This window comes from Pseudomonas sp. NPDC077649, assembly GCF_044542855.1.
Lineage (GTDB): Bacteria > Pseudomonadota > Gammaproteobacteria > Pseudomonadales > Pseudomonadaceae > Aquipseudomonas.
The window spans coordinates 63651-80684 of sequence record NZ_JBITVF010000003.1 but is presented as its reverse complement, the minus strand read 5'-3'; the positions used below and the strand labels follow the sequence as shown (position 1 = coordinate 80684).

Annotated in this window: 8 protein-coding genes; all 8 read left to right on the top strand. The window is 69.3% G+C overall.

Annotated elements, in window-relative coordinates:
* Positions 1 to 45 precede the first annotated feature (45 nt).
* The 8 genes from ACIGFL_RS10630 (at position 46) to ACIGFL_RS10595 (ending at position 16902) form a co-directional block, all read left to right on the top strand.
* Entirely contained in the window at positions 46 to 1773 is a 1728-nt protein-coding gene (locus ACIGFL_RS10630) for an autotransporter assembly complex family protein (RefSeq protein ID WP_397497153.1), read from the top strand.
* Positions 1770 to 5450, top strand: coding sequence for a translocation/assembly module TamB domain-containing protein (locus ACIGFL_RS10625; RefSeq protein WP_397497152.1), 3681 nt, complete (start codon positions 1770 to 1772; stop codon positions 5448 to 5450). The genes ACIGFL_RS10630 and ACIGFL_RS10625 overlap by 4 nt, the downstream gene beginning before the upstream one ends.
* A 269-nt stretch (positions 5451 to 5719) precedes the next feature.
* On the top strand, positions 5720 to 7090 hold the full coding sequence (locus tag ACIGFL_RS10620; protein WP_397497151.1) for an alanine/glycine:cation symporter family protein: 1371 nt from the start codon (positions 5720 to 5722) through the stop codon (positions 7088 to 7090).
* A 116-nt stretch (positions 7091 to 7206) separates the two neighbouring features.
* Entirely contained in the window at positions 7207 to 7707 is a 501-nt protein-coding gene (gene tpx / locus ACIGFL_RS10615) for a thiol peroxidase (protein ID WP_021441837.1), read from the top strand.
* A 257-nt stretch (positions 7708 to 7964) separates the two neighbouring features.
* A complete protein-coding gene (locus ACIGFL_RS10610; protein ID WP_397497150.1) occupies positions 7965 to 9218 on the top strand; it encodes an MdtA/MuxA family multidrug efflux RND transporter periplasmic adaptor subunit in 1254 nt (417 codons plus the stop codon).
* Positions 9215 to 12307 (top strand): MdtB/MuxB family multidrug efflux RND transporter permease subunit, encoded by a 3093-nt coding sequence (locus tag ACIGFL_RS10605; protein ID WP_397497149.1) that lies wholly within the window; start codon positions 9215 to 9217, stop codon positions 12305 to 12307. Before ACIGFL_RS10610 ends, ACIGFL_RS10605 begins: the two co-directional genes overlap by 4 nt.
* Positions 12308 to 15412 carry a multidrug efflux RND transporter permease subunit gene (locus ACIGFL_RS10600; RefSeq protein WP_397497148.1) on the top strand — a complete coding sequence of 1035 codons (3105 nt, stop codon included), beginning with the start codon at positions 12308 to 12310 and terminating at the stop codon, positions 15410 to 15412.
* The gene (locus tag ACIGFL_RS10595; protein ID WP_397497147.1) at positions 15409 to 16902 is read left to right on the top strand and encodes an efflux transporter outer membrane subunit; all 1494 of its coding nucleotides are present in this window, start codon (positions 15409 to 15411) and stop codon (positions 16900 to 16902) included. Before ACIGFL_RS10600 ends, ACIGFL_RS10595 begins: the two co-directional genes overlap by 4 nt.
* Positions 16903 to 17034 lie beyond the last annotated feature (132 nt).

Genomic DNA, 17034 nt, shown 5'->3' with positions numbered 1-17034 from the left:
CCACCGCTCTAGCTCGCCGTCCGCTCCGTGATAGCATCCCCGGCCATGAGCGTATATGGACATATCCGGCGCAGCCTGGCGCTGCTGCTGATCAGCACCGGGGCCCTCGCCGCCGGTGAGCTGGATGTGCGCATCAGCCCGGCCAATGCGGCCCTCAAGGCCAATATCGAAGGCTACGTCGGCAGCCTCGAGGGCCGCGACGGCCAAGCGCTGCGGCGCTTGCGCCGGGTCGCCGAGGCCGAGGCGGACAAGGCCGCGCAGGCGCTGGGCTACTACCAGGCGCGCATCCGCAGCCGCATCGAGGAGGGCGAGACGCCGCGCCTGGTATTGGAGGTGGAGCCCGGCGAACGGGTGCGCCTGCGCAACGTCGACATCCGCATCGAAGGCCCGGCCAGCGAGCTGGCCGCCTTTCGCCTGCCCAGCGCCAGCCGCCTGCAGCCCGGCGCGGTGCTGCACCACGGGCGCTACGAGGACGCCAAGCGGCTGATCCAGAACCAGGCCTCGCGCTACGGCTTCTTCGACGGCCGTTTCTCCCGCCAGCGCCTGGAGATCGACCCCGCCGCCGGGGTCGCCGATATCGAACTGGTGTACCTCAGCGGGCCGCGCTACCGCCTCGGCGACCTCGCCTTCAGCGGCGACTTTCCCTTCGACGAGGCGCTGCTGCGGCGCATGGTGCCGTTCCAGGCGGACACCCCCTACGATTCCGAGCTGATCGCCGAGCTGTACCAGGCGCTGCAGTCCAGCGGCTATTTCGAGTCGGTGCGCATCGACGCCATTCCCACCCAGGCCGAGCAGCTGCGCATTCCCGTGACGGTCGCGCTGGTGACCCGCGAGCCGCGCACCCTGGGCCTGGGTGTGGGGTTCTCCACCGACGTCGGGCCGCGCCTGCGCGGCTCCTGGACGCGCCATTGGCGCAACCCGCAGGGCCATAGCTACGGGGTGGAGACCGAGCTGTCGGCGCCGCGGCAGAACCTCGGCCTGTGGTACGACATGCCCGGCGACCCGCCGTTGACCGACAAGCTGCGCCTGGCCGGCGGCTACCAGTACGAGGAACTGGCCAGCAAGGACAGCCTCAGCCGGCTGCTCACCCTCGGCCCGGAGTGGCACAGCCAGCGCGCCGGCGGCTGGCAGCGGGTGCTGTCGCTCAAGTGGCAGCGCGAGGAGTACCGCCTGGGCGACGACTCCGGCCTGAGCACCCTGCTGATGCCGGGCGTCAGCTATTCGCTGCTGCGCAGCGACAACCGCCTCGATCCGCGGCGCGGCTATCGCCTGCAGTTCGATGTTTCCGGCGCGGTGGACGGGGTGCTCTCCGACGCCAACGTGGTGCACGGCAACGTCATGCTCAAGGGCCTGACCACGCTGCTGGACAACCATCGCCTGCTCGGCCGCGTGCAGCTGGGCGGCACCGAAACCAACGGCTTCTCCGGCGTGCCGCCGTCGCTGCGCTTCTTCGCCGGCGGCGACCAGAGCGTGCGCGGCTACGACTACCAGAGCCTGTCGCCGGAGAACGACCGCGGCGACAAGATCGGCGGCCGCTACCTGTTCGCCGCCAGCGCCGAGTACCAGTACAGCCTGACGGACAAGTGGCGTCTGGCGACATTCGTCGACCAGGGCAACGCGTTCAACTCGCTGGACTTTCCCACCCTCAAGACCGGCGTCGGCTTCGGCCTGCGCTGGGTCTCGCCGGTCGGCCCGCTGCGCCTGGACCTGGCCCATGCGCTGGACGACGAGGGCGGCGTGCGCCTGCACTTCTCCATGGGCCCGGAACTATGAGGCGCGCACTCAAGTGGCTGGCGGCGGGGCTGCTGAGCCTGGCGCTGCTGCTCGGCGCGGCACTGCTGGGCGTGCTGGGGACCCAGGGCGGCAGCCGCTGGCTGCTGGGGCAGGTGCCGGGGCTGACGGTGGAGAACTTCAGCGGCCGGCTCGGCGCGACCTGGCAGGCCGATGCGCTGCGCTGGCAGCAGGACGAGCTGCGCGTGGAGCTGCACCAGGTGGCTTTCGCCTGGTCGCCGGCCTGCCTGCTGCGCCTGAGCCTGTGCCTGGATCGTCTGCACCTGCGACAGGTCGTGCTGAACCTGCCCGCGAGCGGGGAGGCGAGCGGCGAGCCGCTGCGCCTGCCGCAGTTGAAGCTGCCGCTGCGCCTGCAACTGGGCGATATCCAGCTGGGCGAGTTGCGCCTCGACGGCCAAGCTCAGTTCAGCGAACTGAGCCTGATCGCCGCCTGGAACGAGCAGGGCGTGACGTTGCAGCGCCTGAGCCTGCGCCGCGACGCGCTCAGCCTGGAACTCAGCGGCGAGCTGACCCCGCAGGGCGACTGGCCGCTGGCCGTCAGCGGGCGCCTGCAGTTGCCGGAGGTGGACGGCAAACCCTGGCAGCTGGCGCTGCAGGTCGGCGGCGAACTGCAGCGCAGCCTGACCCTGCAGGCCGACAGCACGGGCTATCTGGAGGCGCGCCTGGTCGGCGAGGTGCAGGCGCTGGCCGAGCACCTGCCGGCCGAGCTGCGCCTGAGCAGCGGCGACTTCGCGCCCAGCAGTGCCTTGCCGCCGACCCTGCGCCTGCAGCAGCTGGAGCTGCGCGCCACCGGCGATCTGGCCAGCGGCTACCGCATCGACGGCGACGCCAGCCTGCCGGCCGCGCAGGCGCCGATCGGCGTGCGCCTGCAGGGCCGCGTCGAGGCCCAGGGCGCGGATATCGAGCTGCTGCGCCTGCAGGGCGACGCCGAGCAGCACTTGCAGCTGCAGGGCCGGCTCGACTGGCGCGAGGCCTTCGCCGTCGACGCCAAGCTGGACTGGCAGGCCTTCCCCTGGCAGCGCCTGTACCCGCTGGAGCAGGCGCCGCCGGTGAGCCTGCAGCAGCTGCAGGCCGAATTCAGCTACAGCGGCGGCAACTACCTGGGCAACTTCGCCGGGCAACTGCAGGGCCCGGCCGGCGCCTTCAGCCTGAGCAGCCCGGTCAGCGGCGATCTCGAGCAGGTCAGCCTGCCGCAGCTGCAACTGCGGGCCGGCCAGGGCAAGCTCGACGGCGTGCTCAAGCTGGGCTTCGCCGCGGGCATCGACTGGCAGGCTGTGCTCCAGCTCAGCGAACTGGATCCCGGTTACTGGCTGGCCGAGATGCCCGGCCGGCTCGGCGGGCCGCTGAACAGCCGCGGCAGGTTCAGCGAGGGCCGCCTGCAGGCGCAGGCCGATATCGACCTGGCCGGGCGCCTGCGCGGCCAGCCCGCGCAGCTGCAGGTACAAGGCGCCGGCGCCGGCGAGCAATGGCAGGTGCAGCGCCTGCTGGTGCGTCTGGGCGACAACCGCCTGAGCGGACAGGGCGCGCTGGATCAGCGCCTGCGCGGCCAGCTGCAACTGGCGTTGCCGCGCCTCGGTCAGCTCTGGCCGGGCCTGCAGGGCCAGGTGCAGGGCAGCCTGGAACTGGCCGGTACGCTGCAGGCGCCGCAGGGCCGGTTGCAGCTCGGCGGCGAGCGCCTGGCTTTTGGCGAGCCCAGCCTGCGCCGCCTGCAACTGGACGCCAGCCTGGATGCCCGTGAGCAGGGCAGGCTGGCGCTGCAGGCGCGCGGCATTCGCCTCGGCGACACCTACCTCGGCCGCCTGCAGGCCGACGGCCAGGGCGATGCGCGGCGCCAGGCGCTGCAGCTGGACCTGCAAGGCCCGCTGCTGCAACTGGCCCTGGCGCTGGACGGCAACCTGAGCGGGCAGGGCGACTGGCGCGGGCGCATCGCCAGCGGGCGCATCCAGAGCGGCGGCCAGGACTGGCAGCTGCAACAGCCGGCGGCGCTGCAGCGCCTGGCCAGCGGCCAGCTGAGCCTGGGCGCGCATTGCTGGCGGGCCGGCGATGCCAGCCTGTGCGGCGCTCAGCAGCGCCTGGCGCCGCAGCCGAGCCTGGATCTGCGCCTGGAGAACTTCCCCCTGGCCAGCCTGCAACCCTGGCTGCCGGCGGATTTCGCCTGGCAGGGGCGACTCGACGGCCGGCTCGAGCTGGAGCTGCCGGCCAGCGGCCCCAACGGGCGCATCCTGCTGGATGCCGGCGGCGGTAGCCTGCGCATTCGCCAGCCGGAGCAGGACCAGTGGCTGGATTTCCCCTACACCAGCCTGCGCCTGGACAGCACGCTGCGCCCGCAGCGGGTGGAGAGCGAGCTGCGCCAGCTCAGCGAACGCCTCGGCGAACTGAGCCTGCAGGCGCAGCTCGATCCGCGTCCGGCGCACAAGCCGCTCAGCGGCCAGTTCCGCCTGACCGGTTTCGACCTGGCCGTGTTGCGGCCCTTCGTGCCCATGGCCGAGCGCCTGGAGGGGCGCCTGCAGGGCAGCGGCACGCTGTCCGGGCCGCTGCTGGCGCCGCAGGTCGATGGCCAGCTGCGCCTGGACGACGGCGAACTGGCCGGCAGCGAACTGCCGCTCAGCCTGCAGGCGCTGCAGCTGCAGGCGCTGATCGCCGGCGAGCGGCTGCAGCTGGCCGGCGACTGGCGCAGCGGCGAGCAGGGGCGCGGCAACCTGCGCGGCGAGCTGAGCTGGGCCGAGGGGCTGAGCGGCGATCTGTCCGTGCAGGGCCAGCGCCTGCCGCTGAAGGTCGAGCCCTATGCCGAGCTGGAAGTGGAGCCGGACCTGCAGTTGCAGCTGCGCGCCCAGCAACTGGCGGTGCGCGGCAAGGTCGGCATCCCGCGCGGGCAGATCAGCGTGCGCGAGCTGCCGGCCTCCACCGTCAAGCTGTCCGGCGATGCGCGGGTGGCCGGGCGCGAGACGCCGCTGGAGGAGGAGGCGCTGGGCATCGCCATGGACGTCGATGTCGAGGTCGGCCAGGACAAACTGGCCTTCCGCGGCTTCGGCCTGAGCGCCGACCTGCGCGGGCGCGTGCATATCGGCGACGACCTCGACACCCGCGGCGAGCTGGACCTGGTGAACGGCCGCTATCGCGCCTACGGCCAGCGCCTGACCATCCGTCGGGCGCGCCTGCTGTTCACCGGGCCCATCGATCAGCCGTTCCTCGATGTCGAGGCGATTCGCCGGGTGGACCAGGTGGTCGCCGGCATCCGTCTGTCCGGCAGCGCCGAGCAACCCAGCACCACGGTGTTCGCCGAGCCGGCGATGAGCCAGGAGCAGGCGCTGTCCTACCTGGTGCTGGGCCGGCCGCTGGGGCAGGGCAGCGGCGACAACAACATGCTCGGCCAGGCCGCGCTGGCCCTAGGCCTGGCCGGCAGCAGTTCGCTGACCAGCAGCCTGGCCAGCAGCCTGGGCATCCAGGATTTCCAGCTCGACACCGAGGGCAGTGGCATCACCACCAGCGTGGTGGCCAGCGGCAACCTCACCGAGCGCCTCAGCCTGCGCTACGGCGTCGGCGTGTTCGAACCGGCCAATACCATCGCGCTGCGCTACCAGCTCGGCCGCAGGCTCTATCTCGAGGCCGCCAGTGGCTTGGCCAGTTCCCTGGACCTGTTCTATCGGCGCGATTTCTAGCCGGCGTGGAACCGCTCCGGCTTTTCCGGGGTCGAGCCGACTTATCCAGGTTTTCGTGCGGCTTTTCCCCAACCGTTTGGAGAATGGTCGCGTTAATTTTTTTCTAAATAGTGAAAAGAACTTATTTCGTCTTCGTATACTTAGCCGCCCCCTCGATCCGGCAACCCTGGTGCAGCGCGGGGCGGTGACGAAAAAACGGCACTGTCTATCCGGCAGTCGATCATGCGACGGGTACCCAACCGCGCAACTACAAGAATAAGGACCCTTCAATGGAAGCCATAACCAACTTGGTGAACCAACTCAACGGCCTGGTCTGGGGCCCACCCATGCTGGTGCTGATTCTCGGTACCGGTCTGTTCCTCATGCTGCGCCTGAAGTTCATGCCGCTGGCCAAGATCGGCCCCGGCTTCAAACTGATGTGGCAGGGGCGCAAGAAAGACGACGAGGAAAGCGGCGAGATCAGCCCGTTCCAGGCGCTGATGACCTGCCTGGCCGCCACCGTCGGCACCGGCAACATCGCCGGCGTGGCCACCGCCATCTTCCTCGGCGGCCCCGGCGCGCTGTTCTGGATGTGGTGCACCGCGCTGGTGGGCATGGCCACCAAGTACTGCGAAGTGGTACTGGCCGTGCACTACCGCGAGAAGGACGACCGTGGCGAGCACGTCGGCGGCCCGATGTACGCGATCAAGAACGGCCTGGGCTCCAAGTGGGCCTGGCTCGGCGGCGCCTTCGCCATCTTCGGCGGCCTGGCCGGCTTCGGCATCGGCAACATGGTGCAGGTCAACTCCATGGCCCACGCCCTGGAAACCACCTTCAGCGTGCCGCTGTGGGTCACCGGCCTGGTGACCATGGTGTTCGTCGGCCTGGTCATCCTCGGCGGCATCAAGCGCATCGGCAAGGTCGCCGCCTCGCTGGTGCCGGCCATGTGCGTGGCCTACATCGTCGCCGCCATCGTCGTGCTGGTGGTCAACGCCAGCCAGATTCCGGCGGCCTTCGAGATGATCTTCACCTATGCCTTCACCCCGGTCGCCGCCACCGGTGGCTTCGCCGGTGCGGCGGTGATGGCGGCGATCCGCTTCGGCGTGGCCCGCGGCATCTTCTCCAACGAGGCGGGCCTGGGCACCGCCGGTATCGCCCAGGCGGCCGGCACCACCAGCAGCCCGGTGCGCTCGGGGATGATCGGCATGCTCGGGACCTTCATCGACACCATCATCATCTGCTCGATGACCGGTCTGGCGATCATCTGCTCCGGCGTGTGGACCAGCGGCGCCAGCGGCGCGGCACTGTCGGCGGCGGCCTTCGAGTCGGCCATGCCGGGCATCGGCGGGGCGATCCTGACCGTCGCCCTGGTGGTGTTCGCCTTCACCACCATCCTCGGCTGGAGCTACTTCGGCGAGAAATGCTGGGAATACCTGGTCGGCACCAAGGCGATCCTGCCGTTCCGCCTGGTCTGGGTCGTCGCGGTGCCGTTCGGCGCCATCGCCCAGCTGGACTTCGCCTGGCTGCTGGCCGATACCCTCAACGGCCTGATGGCCATCCCCAACCTGCTCTCGCTGCTGTTGCTGAGCCCGGTGGTGGTGGCGCTGACCCGCGAGTACTTCGCCAAGCAAGCGAATGTGTCGCCAGTGTCGGCAAAGTAGTCTGACCTCCGGGTCAGCTTGATCCGCAGCCTGACGAGGGCGCGTTCTAGGCTTGCCAAAAGCCCGGATCGCGCCCTTACTCTTCTACCCTCACTTCGCAGAAAAGGATTCTCCCCATGGCGCAAGTCACCCTCAAAGGCAACCCGGTTCCGGTCGACGGTCAACTGCCGCAGGTCGGTCAGCAAGCACCGGCCTTCAGCCTGGTCGGCAAGGACCTCGGCGACGTCAGCCTGGCCAGCCTGGCCGGCAAGCGCAAGGTGCTGAACATCTTCCCCAGCATCGACACCCCGACCTGCGCCACCTCGGTGCGCAAGTTCAACGCCGAGGCCGCGCAACTGGCCAACACCGTGGTGCTGTGCATCTCCGCCGACCTGCCGTTCGCCCAGGCGCGCTTCTGCGGCGCCGAAGGCCTGGACAACGTGATCAACCTGTCGACCATGCGCGGCGCCGATTTCCTCAAGAACTACGGCGTGGCCATCGCCGGCGGCCCGCTGGCCGGCGTCGCCGCCCGTGCGGTGGTGGTGCTGGACGAGAACGACAAGGTGCTGCACAGCGAGCTGGTCGGCGAGATCGCCGACGAGCCGAACTACGCGGCGGCCCTGGCGGTGCTCAAGTAATCGCCCGTGCTGGAACGACGGCCTGCCCTGCAGGCCGTTTTTATTTGTGCCGGCCATCGCCCATGGCCCGGATGCAAACCGGGAAAGAGCGGCGCCCTGCCAGCCCGCTCGCGGATGGCATCCGGGCTACGCACCACGGGCCGTTTTGCAAACAGTTGGTAACGTAAGAGGAGCGTAAAAAGCGGGTAAATGGGCTTTGCTTGCCGGGTGTCAGTGCTTATCGTTCCGACTCCCTCAAGAAGTGACCCGTCCCCGCCATGTCCGTTACCGCCTCGACCGCCTCGAAAACCTCCCGCCAGTGGCTGATCGGCCTGAGTCTGCTCGCCGTGCTGCTGTTGCTCTGGTGGTTCTGGCCGAGCGAGGCGCAGGCGCCGATGGGTGCTGGCCGCTTCGGCGACCTGGGGCCGGTGCCGGTTCGGGTGGCCGAGGTGCGCCGCGACGACTTCGCCGTCGAGCTCAAGGCCCTCGGCACGGTCACCGCCTACAACACGGTCAACGTGCGTTCGCGGGTGGACGGCGAGCTGGTCAAGGTGCTGTTCGAGGAGGGCCAGCAGGTCGAGGCCGGCGATCTGCTCGCGGTGATCGACCCGCGTCCTTATCAGGCGGCGCTGCAGCAGGCCCAGGGCGCGCTGCAGGAGCAGCAGGCGCAGCTGAAGAACGCCGAGCTGGACCTGGCCCGCTACCAGGGCCTGTACGCCGAAGACAGCATCGCCAAGCAGACCCTCGACACCCAGCAGGCGCTGGTGGGCCAGTACCGCGGCAGCCTGCAGAGTTACCAGGCGGATGTCGCCACGGCCAGGCTCAACCTCGACTTCACCCAGATCCGCGCGCCGATCTCCGGCCGTCTCGGGCTGCGCCAGCTGGACGTCGGCAACCTGGTCAGCGCCGGCGACACCACGCCGCTGGTGGTGATCACCCAGACCCTGCCGATCGCGGTGACCTTCACCATCCCCGAGGGCGACCTGCCGGCGGTGCTGCAGCGCACCCGCGGCGGCGCGACCCTGGCGGTAGAAGCCTGGGACCGCGGCGAGCGGCTGAAACTGGCCGACGGCGTGCTGGAGAGCCTGGACAACCAGATCGATACCGCCACCGGCACGGTCAAGCTCAAGGCGCGCTTCGCCAATGCCGAGCAGATGCTGTTCCCCAACCAGTTCGTCAACGTGCGCCTGCGCGTGGAAACCCGCGAAGCGGCCACCATCATCCCTTCGGCCGCCGTGCAGTTCGGCGCCCAGGGCACCTTCGTCTACGTGGTCGACGAGGGCAGCAAGGTCAGCCTGCGGCCGGTGACCATCGCCGCCAGCGACGCCGAGCGCAGCCTGGTGGCCGGCGGCGTGCAGCCCGGCGAACGGCTGGTGCTGGAGGGCACCGACCGCCTGCGCGACGGCAGCCAGGTCGAGGTGATCGACCCGGCCGTGGTGCACAGCCCGGACGGTGCGGCGCGTCAACCGCTGAGCGAGGGCGGCAAGCCGGGCCGGGGCGAGCGTTCTGCCCAGCCGCGGAACGACGCATGAACATCTCCCGCCCCTTCATCCTGCGGCCGGTCGCCACCACGCTGCTGATGGTGGCGATCTTCTTGAGCGGCCTGATCGCCTACCGCCTGCTGCCGGTGTCGGCGCTGCCGGAGGTGGACTACCCGACCATCCGCGTGCTGACCCTCTATCCGGGTGCCAGCCCGGAGGTGATGACCAGCGCGGTGACCGCGCCGCTGGAGCGCCAGTTCGGCCAGATGGCCGGCCTCAAGCAGATGTCCTCGACCAGCTCCGGCGGCGCCTCGGTGATCACCCTGCGCTTCAACCTGGAGGTATCCCTGGCGGTGGCCGAGCAGGAGGTGCAGGCGGCGATCAACGCGGCGAGCAACCTGTTGCCCGGCGACCTGCCGGCGCCGCCGGTGTACAACAAGGTCAACCCGGCCGACACCCCGGTGCTGACCCTGGCGGTCAGCTCGGCGAGCCTGCCGCTGCCGCGGGTTTTCGACCTGGTGGACACCCGCCTGGCGCAGAAACTGGCGCAGACCAGCGGCGTCGGCCTGGTCACCCTGGCCGGCGGCCAGCGTCCGGCGGTGCGCATCCGGGTCAATCCCGAGGCGCTGGCGTCCTACGGCCTGAGCCTGGCCGACGTGCGCAATCTGATCACCGCCAGCAACGTCAACCAGCCCAAGGGCAACTTCGACGGGCCGACGCGGGTTTCCCAGCTCGACGCCAACGACCAGCTCAAATCCGTCGACGAATACCGCGAGCTGATCCTGACCTACCAGAACGGCGCGGCGCTGCGTCTGAAGGACGTCGCCGAGATCATCGATGGCGCCGAGAACGAGCGTCTAGCGGCCTGGGCCAATCGCAACGCCGCGGTACTGGTCAACGTGCAGCGTCAGCCCGGGGCCAACGTGATCGAGGTGGTCGACCGCATCCAGGCGCTGCTGCCGCACCTGACCGAGGGCCTGCCGGCCAGCGTCGAGGTCAAGGTGCTCACCGACCGCACCCAGACCATCCGCGCTGCGGTGCGCGATGTGCAGCACGAATTGCTGCTGGCCATCGCCCTGGTGGTGATGGTGACCTTCCTGTTCCTGCGCAAGCTGTCGGCGACCATCATCCCGTCCATCGTCGTGCCGCTGTCGCTGATCGGCACCTTCGGCGTGATGTACCTGGCCGGCTTCACCATCAACAACCTGACGCTGATGGCGTTGACCATCGCCACCGGTTTCGTGGTCGACGATGCCATCGTCATGCTGGAGAACATCGCCCGTCACCTGGAGCAGGGCGAGACGCCACTCAACGCCGCGCTCAAGGGCGCCCGGCAGATCGGCTTCACCCTGGTCTCGCTGACCCTGTCGCTGATCGCCGTGCTGATCCCGCTGCTATTCATGGCCGACGTGGTCGGGCGGCTGTTCCGCGAATTCGCCATCACCCTGGCGGTGGCCATCCTGATTTCCCTGGTGGTGTCGCTGACCCTCACGCCGATGATGTGCGCGCGCCTGCTCAAGGCCGAGAAGCCCGAGGACGAAGGGCGCTTCTACCGCGCCGCCGGCGCCGTCATCGACGCCATGATCGCGCGCTACGGCGTCTGGCTGACCTGGGTGCTGAGGCACCAGCCGCTGACCCTGCTGGTGGCGGTGGCCACCTTGGGCCTGACCCTGCTGCTCTACCTGGCGGTGCCCAAGGGCTTCTTCCCGGTGCAGGACACCGGGGTGATCCAGGGCATTTCCGAGGCGCCGCAGTCGATTTCCTTCGCCGCCATGAGCGAGCGCCAGCAGCGCCTGGCCGATGTCATCCTGCGCGACCCGGCGGTGGCCAGCCTGTCCTCGTCCATCGGCGTCGACGGCGACAACCCGACGCTCAACAGCGGCCGCCTGCTGATCAACCTCAAGCCGCATGCCGCGCGCGACGTCACCGCCAGCGCCGTGATCGAGCGCCTGCGCCCCGAGCTGGCGCGGATTCCCGGCATCGAGCTGTACATGCAGCCGGTGCAGGATTTGACCATCGAGGATCGCATCAGCCGCACCCAGTTCCAGTTCACCCTGGAGTCGCCGGACGGCGCGCTACTGGAGCACTGGACGCCGCGCCTGGTCGAGGCGTTGCGCCAGCAGCCGGCGCTCACCGACGTGGCCAGCGACCTGCAGAACCGCGGCCTGCAGGTGTACCTGCAGATCGACCGCGACGCCGCCGCGCGTCTGGGCATCAGCGTCGGCGACATCGACGACGCGCTGTACGACGCCTTTGGCCAACGCCAGATCAGCACCATCTACACCCAGGCCAGCCAGTACCGTGTGGTGCTGGAGAGCCGCGACGGCGGGCGCATCGGCCTGGCGGCGCTGGAGCAGATCCACGTCGCCACCGGCGACGGCCAGCAGGTGCCGCTGGCCTCGCTGGCGCGCATCGAGGAGCGTCCGGCCAGCCTGCTGGTCAACCATATCGGCCAGTTCCCGGCGGTGACCCTGTCGTTCAACCTGGCCCCGGGGGTGTCGCTGGGCGAGGCGGTGGCGGTGATCGAGCGGGTGGAGCAGGAGATCGGCCTGCCCGGCGCCATCGACACCCAGTTCCAGGGCGCCGCCGAGGCCTTCCGCGCCTCGCTGAGCTCGACCCTGCTGCTGATCCTGGCGGCCATCGTCACCATGTACATCGTGCTCGGCGTGCTCTACGAGAGCTATATCCACCCGATCACCATTCTCTCCACGCTGCCCTCTGCCGGGGTCGGCGCCTTGCTGGCGCTGCTGTTGACCGGCAACGACCTGGGCCTGATCGCCATCATCGGCATCATCCTGTTGATCGGCATCGTCAAGAAGAACGCGATCATGATGATCGACTTCGCCCTGGAGGCCGAGCGTAACCAGGGCATGGCGCCGCGGGATGCGATCTACCAGGCGGCGCTCTTGCGCTTCCGCCCGATCCTGATGACCACCCTGGCCGCGCTGTTCGGCGCCATCCCGCTGATGCTGGCCTCCGGCTCCGGCGCCGAGCTGCGCCAGCCGCTGGGTCTGGTGATGGTCGGCGGGCTGCTGCTCAGCCAGGTGCTGACCCTGTTCACCACGCCGGTGATCTACCTGTACTTCGATCGTCTGTCGCGCCGCGTCAGCGGGCGCAGCGCGGCGGGGCTGGCGGTCTAGATGAACCTCTCCGCCCCCTTTATCCGTCGCCCGGTGGCGACCCTGCTGCTGAGCCTGGCGATCATGCTGCTCGGCGGCGTCAGCTTCGGCCTGCTGCCGGTGGCGCCGCTGCCGCAGATGGATTTCCCCACCATCACCGTGCAGGCCAGCCTGCCCGGCGCCAGCCCGCAGATCATGGCCTCGACCGTGGCCACGCCGTTGGAGCGCTCGCTCGGCACCATCGCCGGGGTCAGCCAGATGAACAGCCGCAGCAGCCAGGGCAACACGCGGATCATGATCCAGTTCGACCTGGACAAGGACATCAACACCGCCGCGCGCGAGGTGCAGGCGGCGATCAATGCCGCGCGCGAGCTGCTGCCCAGCGGCATGCGGACCATGCCCAGCTACCGCAAGATCAATCCGTCGCAGGCGCCGATCATGGTCATCTCGCTGACCAGCGCGACGCTGAACAAGGGCCAGCTGTACGACGTCGCCTCGACCATCCTGGCGCAGAAACTGGCCCAGGTCGGCGGCGTCGGCGAGGTGCAGGTCGGCGGTAGTTCGCTGCCGGCGGTACGGGTGGCGCTGGAGCCGCGCCTGCTCGATCAGTACGGCATCGCCCTCGACGAGGTGCGCCAGACCATCGCCGCGAGCAATGCGCTGCGCCCTAAGGGCGCGGTGGAGGATGCGCAGCGCCGCTGGCAGGTGCAGGCCAGCGACCAGCTGGCCAAGGCCGCCGACTACCTGCCGATGATCATCCGCTACCAGGACGGCGCCGCGGTGCGCCTGGGCGATGTGGCCACGGTCAGCGACGGCGTCGAGGACCGCTACAACAGCGGCTTCTTCAACGACCGCGAGGCCGTGCTGCTGGTGATCAACCGGCAGAGCGGGGCGAACATCCTGCAGACCATCGCCGACATACGTGCCGAGCTGCCGGCGCTGCGCGAGGTGATCCCAGCCAGCGTCGACCTGGAAGTGGCCATGGACCGTTCGCCGGTGATCCGCGCCACCCTGCACGAAGCCGAGCGCACCCTGCTGATCGCCGTGGGCCTGGTGATCCTGGTGGTGCTGGCCTTCCTCGGGCGCTGGCGCGCGGCGCTGATTCCGGCGCTGGCGGTGCCGGTGTCGCTGATCGGCAGCTTCGCCGCCATGTACCTGCTGGGATTCTCGCTCAACAACCTGTCGCTGATGGCGCTGATCATCGCCACCGGCCTGGTGGTGGACGACGCCATCGTGGTGCTGGAGAACATCTCGCGGCACATTCATAACGGCGAGAAACCGATGGACGCGGCGTTCAAGGGCGCCCGCGAAGTCGGCTTCACCCTGCTGTCGATGAACCTGTCGCTGGTCGCGGTGTTCGTCTCCATCCTGTTCATGGGCGGCATAGTCGAGCGGCTGTTCCGCGAGTTCTCCATCACCCTGGCGGTGGCCGTGGTGATCTCCCTGGTGGTGTCGCTGACGTTGACGCCGATGCTCTGCGCACGCTGGCTCAAGGCCGAGGCCGAGCAGCCGCAGGGTCGCCTGCAGCAGTGGGGCGAGCGCCTGCAGAACCGCGTGCTGGCCTTCTACGGGCGCAGCCTGGACTGGGCGTTGCGTCACTCGCTGCTGATGCTGCTGAGCCTGTTGGCGACCATTGCGCTGAACGTCTACCTGTTCGTCAGCATTCCCAAGACCTTCATGCCGCAGCAGGACACCGGCCAGCTGATCGGCTTTATCCGCGGCGACGACGGCCTGTCGTTCCAGGTCATGCAGCCGAAGATGGAGATCTTCCGCAAGGCGGTGCTGGCCGACCCGGCGGTGCACAGCGTGGCCGGCTTCATCGGCGGCAGCGGCGGGATCAACAACGCCTTTATGATCGTGCGCTTGAAGCCCGTGGGTGAACGCGAGGCCTCTGCGCAGCAGGTGATCAACCGCCTGCGCGCCAGCGTGCCCAAGGTGCCGGGCGGGCGCATGTTCCTCATGCCGGACCAGGACCTGCAGATCGGCGGGCGCGAGGGGCGCAGTTCGGAGAACGAGTACATGCTGCTGTCGGGCGACCTCGACGCCCTGCGCCAGTGGCTGCCGAAGGTGCGCGAGGCGCTGCGCGCGCTGCCCGAGCTGACCGATATCGACGCCAAGGAAAACGAGGGCGCCCAGCAGATTCGCCTGGTGGTGGACCGCGAAGCGGCGCAGCGCCTGGGCGTGGAGATGAGCATGATCACCGCGGTGCTCAACAACGCCTTCAGCCAGCGCCAGGTGTCGACCATCTACGAGGCGCTCAACCAGTACAGCGTGGTGATGGAGATCAACCCGCTGTACGCCCAGCATCCCGAGGCGCTCGACCAGATCCAGCTGATCACCGCCGATGGTGCGCGTGTGCCGCTGTCCACCTTTGCCCGCTGGGAGCGCAGCCTGGAGGAGGACCGGGTCAACCACCAGGGCCAGTTCGCCGCCGAGAACATCGGCTTCTCCCTGGCCGAAGGGGTCAGCCTGGACCAGGCCAGCCGCGCCATCGAGGCGGCGGTGGCGCGGCTCGGCCTGCCCGGCGAGGTACAGGGCATGCTCGGCGGCACCGGTGCGGCCTTCCAGCAGACCCAGGACAACCAGCCGCTGATGATCCTGCTGGCGCTGGTGGTGGTGTACATCGTCCTCGGCGTGCTCTACGAGAGCTACATCCATCCGCTGACCATCCTCTCCACCTTGCCCTCGGCCGGCGTCGGTGCCTTGCTCGCGCTGCAGCTGGTGGGCATGGAGTTCAGCCTGATCTCGCTGCTGGGGCTGTTCCTGCTGATCGGCATCGTCAAGAAGAACGCCATCCTGATGGTTGACCTGGCCCTGCAACTGGAACGCGGCGAGCGCCTCAGCCCGCAGGAATCCATTCGCCGCGCCTGCCTGCTGCGCTTTCGGCCGATCCTGATGACCACCCTGGCCGCGATTCTCGGCGCGCTGCCGCTGGTGCTGGGCAGTGCCGAGGGGGCGGAGATGCGTCAGCCGCTGGGCATCACCATAGTCGGCGGCCTGGTGCTCAGCCAGCTGCTGACCCTCTACACCACGCCGGTGATCTACCTCTACTTCGACCGCCTGCGCCACCGCGTCAACCGCTGGCGCGGCGTGCGCACCGATGCTTCGTTGGAAAATCCGCTATGACCCAGGCTCCTGTCGGCAAAACCCTCCTGTCCCTGTTGCTGGCCGGCGTGCTGAGTGGCTGCATGCTCGGCCCCGACTACCAGCGCCCCGAGCTGGCGGCGCCCATGCAGTTCAAGCAGATCGAAGGCTGGAAGGCGGCCAGCCCCGGCGACGCCCTGGAACGCGGCGCCTGGTGGGAGCTGTACGGTGACGCCGAACTCAACGCGCTGGTCGAGCGCCTGCAGCTGTCCAACCAGAACCTGGCCGCCGCCGAGGCCCAGTACCGCCAGGCCCGCGCCCTGGTGCGCGGCGCGCGCGCCAGCTTCTACCCGAGCCTGTCCGCCAGCGCCGGGGTGACCCGCGCGGGGCAGGGCGGCGGCGACAGCACCATCAGCACCGGCGACGGGGTGAGCGTCAGCGGCTCCAACGCCGCGCGCATCTCCAAGACCTACGAACTGGGCCTCAATGCGGCCTGGGAGCTGGATATCTGGGGCAAGCTGCGCCGCGGCCTGGAGTCCAGCCGCGCCGAATATGACGCCAGCGCCGCCGACCTGGCCGCCGCGCGCCTGAGCCTGCAGAGCGAGCTGGTGCAGAACTACCTGCAGTTGCGCGTGCTGGATGAGCAGAAGCGCCTGCTCGATGCCACCGTGGCCGCCTACGCCCGTTCGCTGCGCCTGACCGAGAACCAGTACCGGGCCGGCATCGTGCCCAAGTCCGACGTGACCCAGGCCATCACCCAGCTCAAGAGCACCCAGGCCCAGGCCATCGATCTGCAGTGGCAGCGCGCCCAGCTGGAGCACGCCATCGCCGTGCTGGTCGGCGCCAGCCCGGCCGAACTGGCCATCGCCGCGCGCGACGGCGTGCCGGGGCTGCCGCAGATCCCCGTGGCGCTGCCCTCGCAACTTCTCGAACGTCGCCCTGACGTCGCTGCGGCCGAGCGCCGGGTGATGGCAGCCAACGCGCAGATCGGCGTGGCGGAAGCGGCCTGGTTCCCGGACCTGAGCATTTCGGCGACCGGTGGCTACCGCGGCAGCAGCTTCGCCGACTGGATCGAGGTGCCCAACCGTTTCTGGTCGCTCGGCCCGCAACTGGCGTTGAGCCTGTTCGACGGCGGCGCCCGCCGCGCCGAGCTGGAGCGTACCGAGGCGGTCTACGACCAGACCGTGGCGCAGTACCGCCAGGCCGTGCTCGACAGCTTCCGCGAGGTCGAGGATCAGCTGGTGCAGCTGCGCGTGCTGGAGCAGGAGAGCGAGGTGCAGCAGCAGGCGCTGGACGCCGCGCGCGAATCGCTGCGCCTGATCGAAAACCAGTACCGCGCCGGCACCCTGGACTTCAACAGCGTGGTCAACGTGCAGGCCACCGCGCTGAGCAACGAGCGTTCCAGCCTGACCCTGCTCGGCAGCCGGCTGACCGCCAGCGTGCAGCTGATCGCCGCCCTCGGCGGCGGCTGGCAGCTCGAGCAATTGCATGAAAGCGACGAGCGGGCGACGAACAGCAGCTCGACTCGTTAGTCAGGTGTTTTTTGCCCTGACCCGGAAACGGGCTTTCCGCTAAGATTCGCGCTCTTGTCGTCAATGCTTGCAACTGGCCATCAGGGATTCGGAGCGCGCGCCGCTCCGCGGTCGGCGCAACGCCTGTAGAGA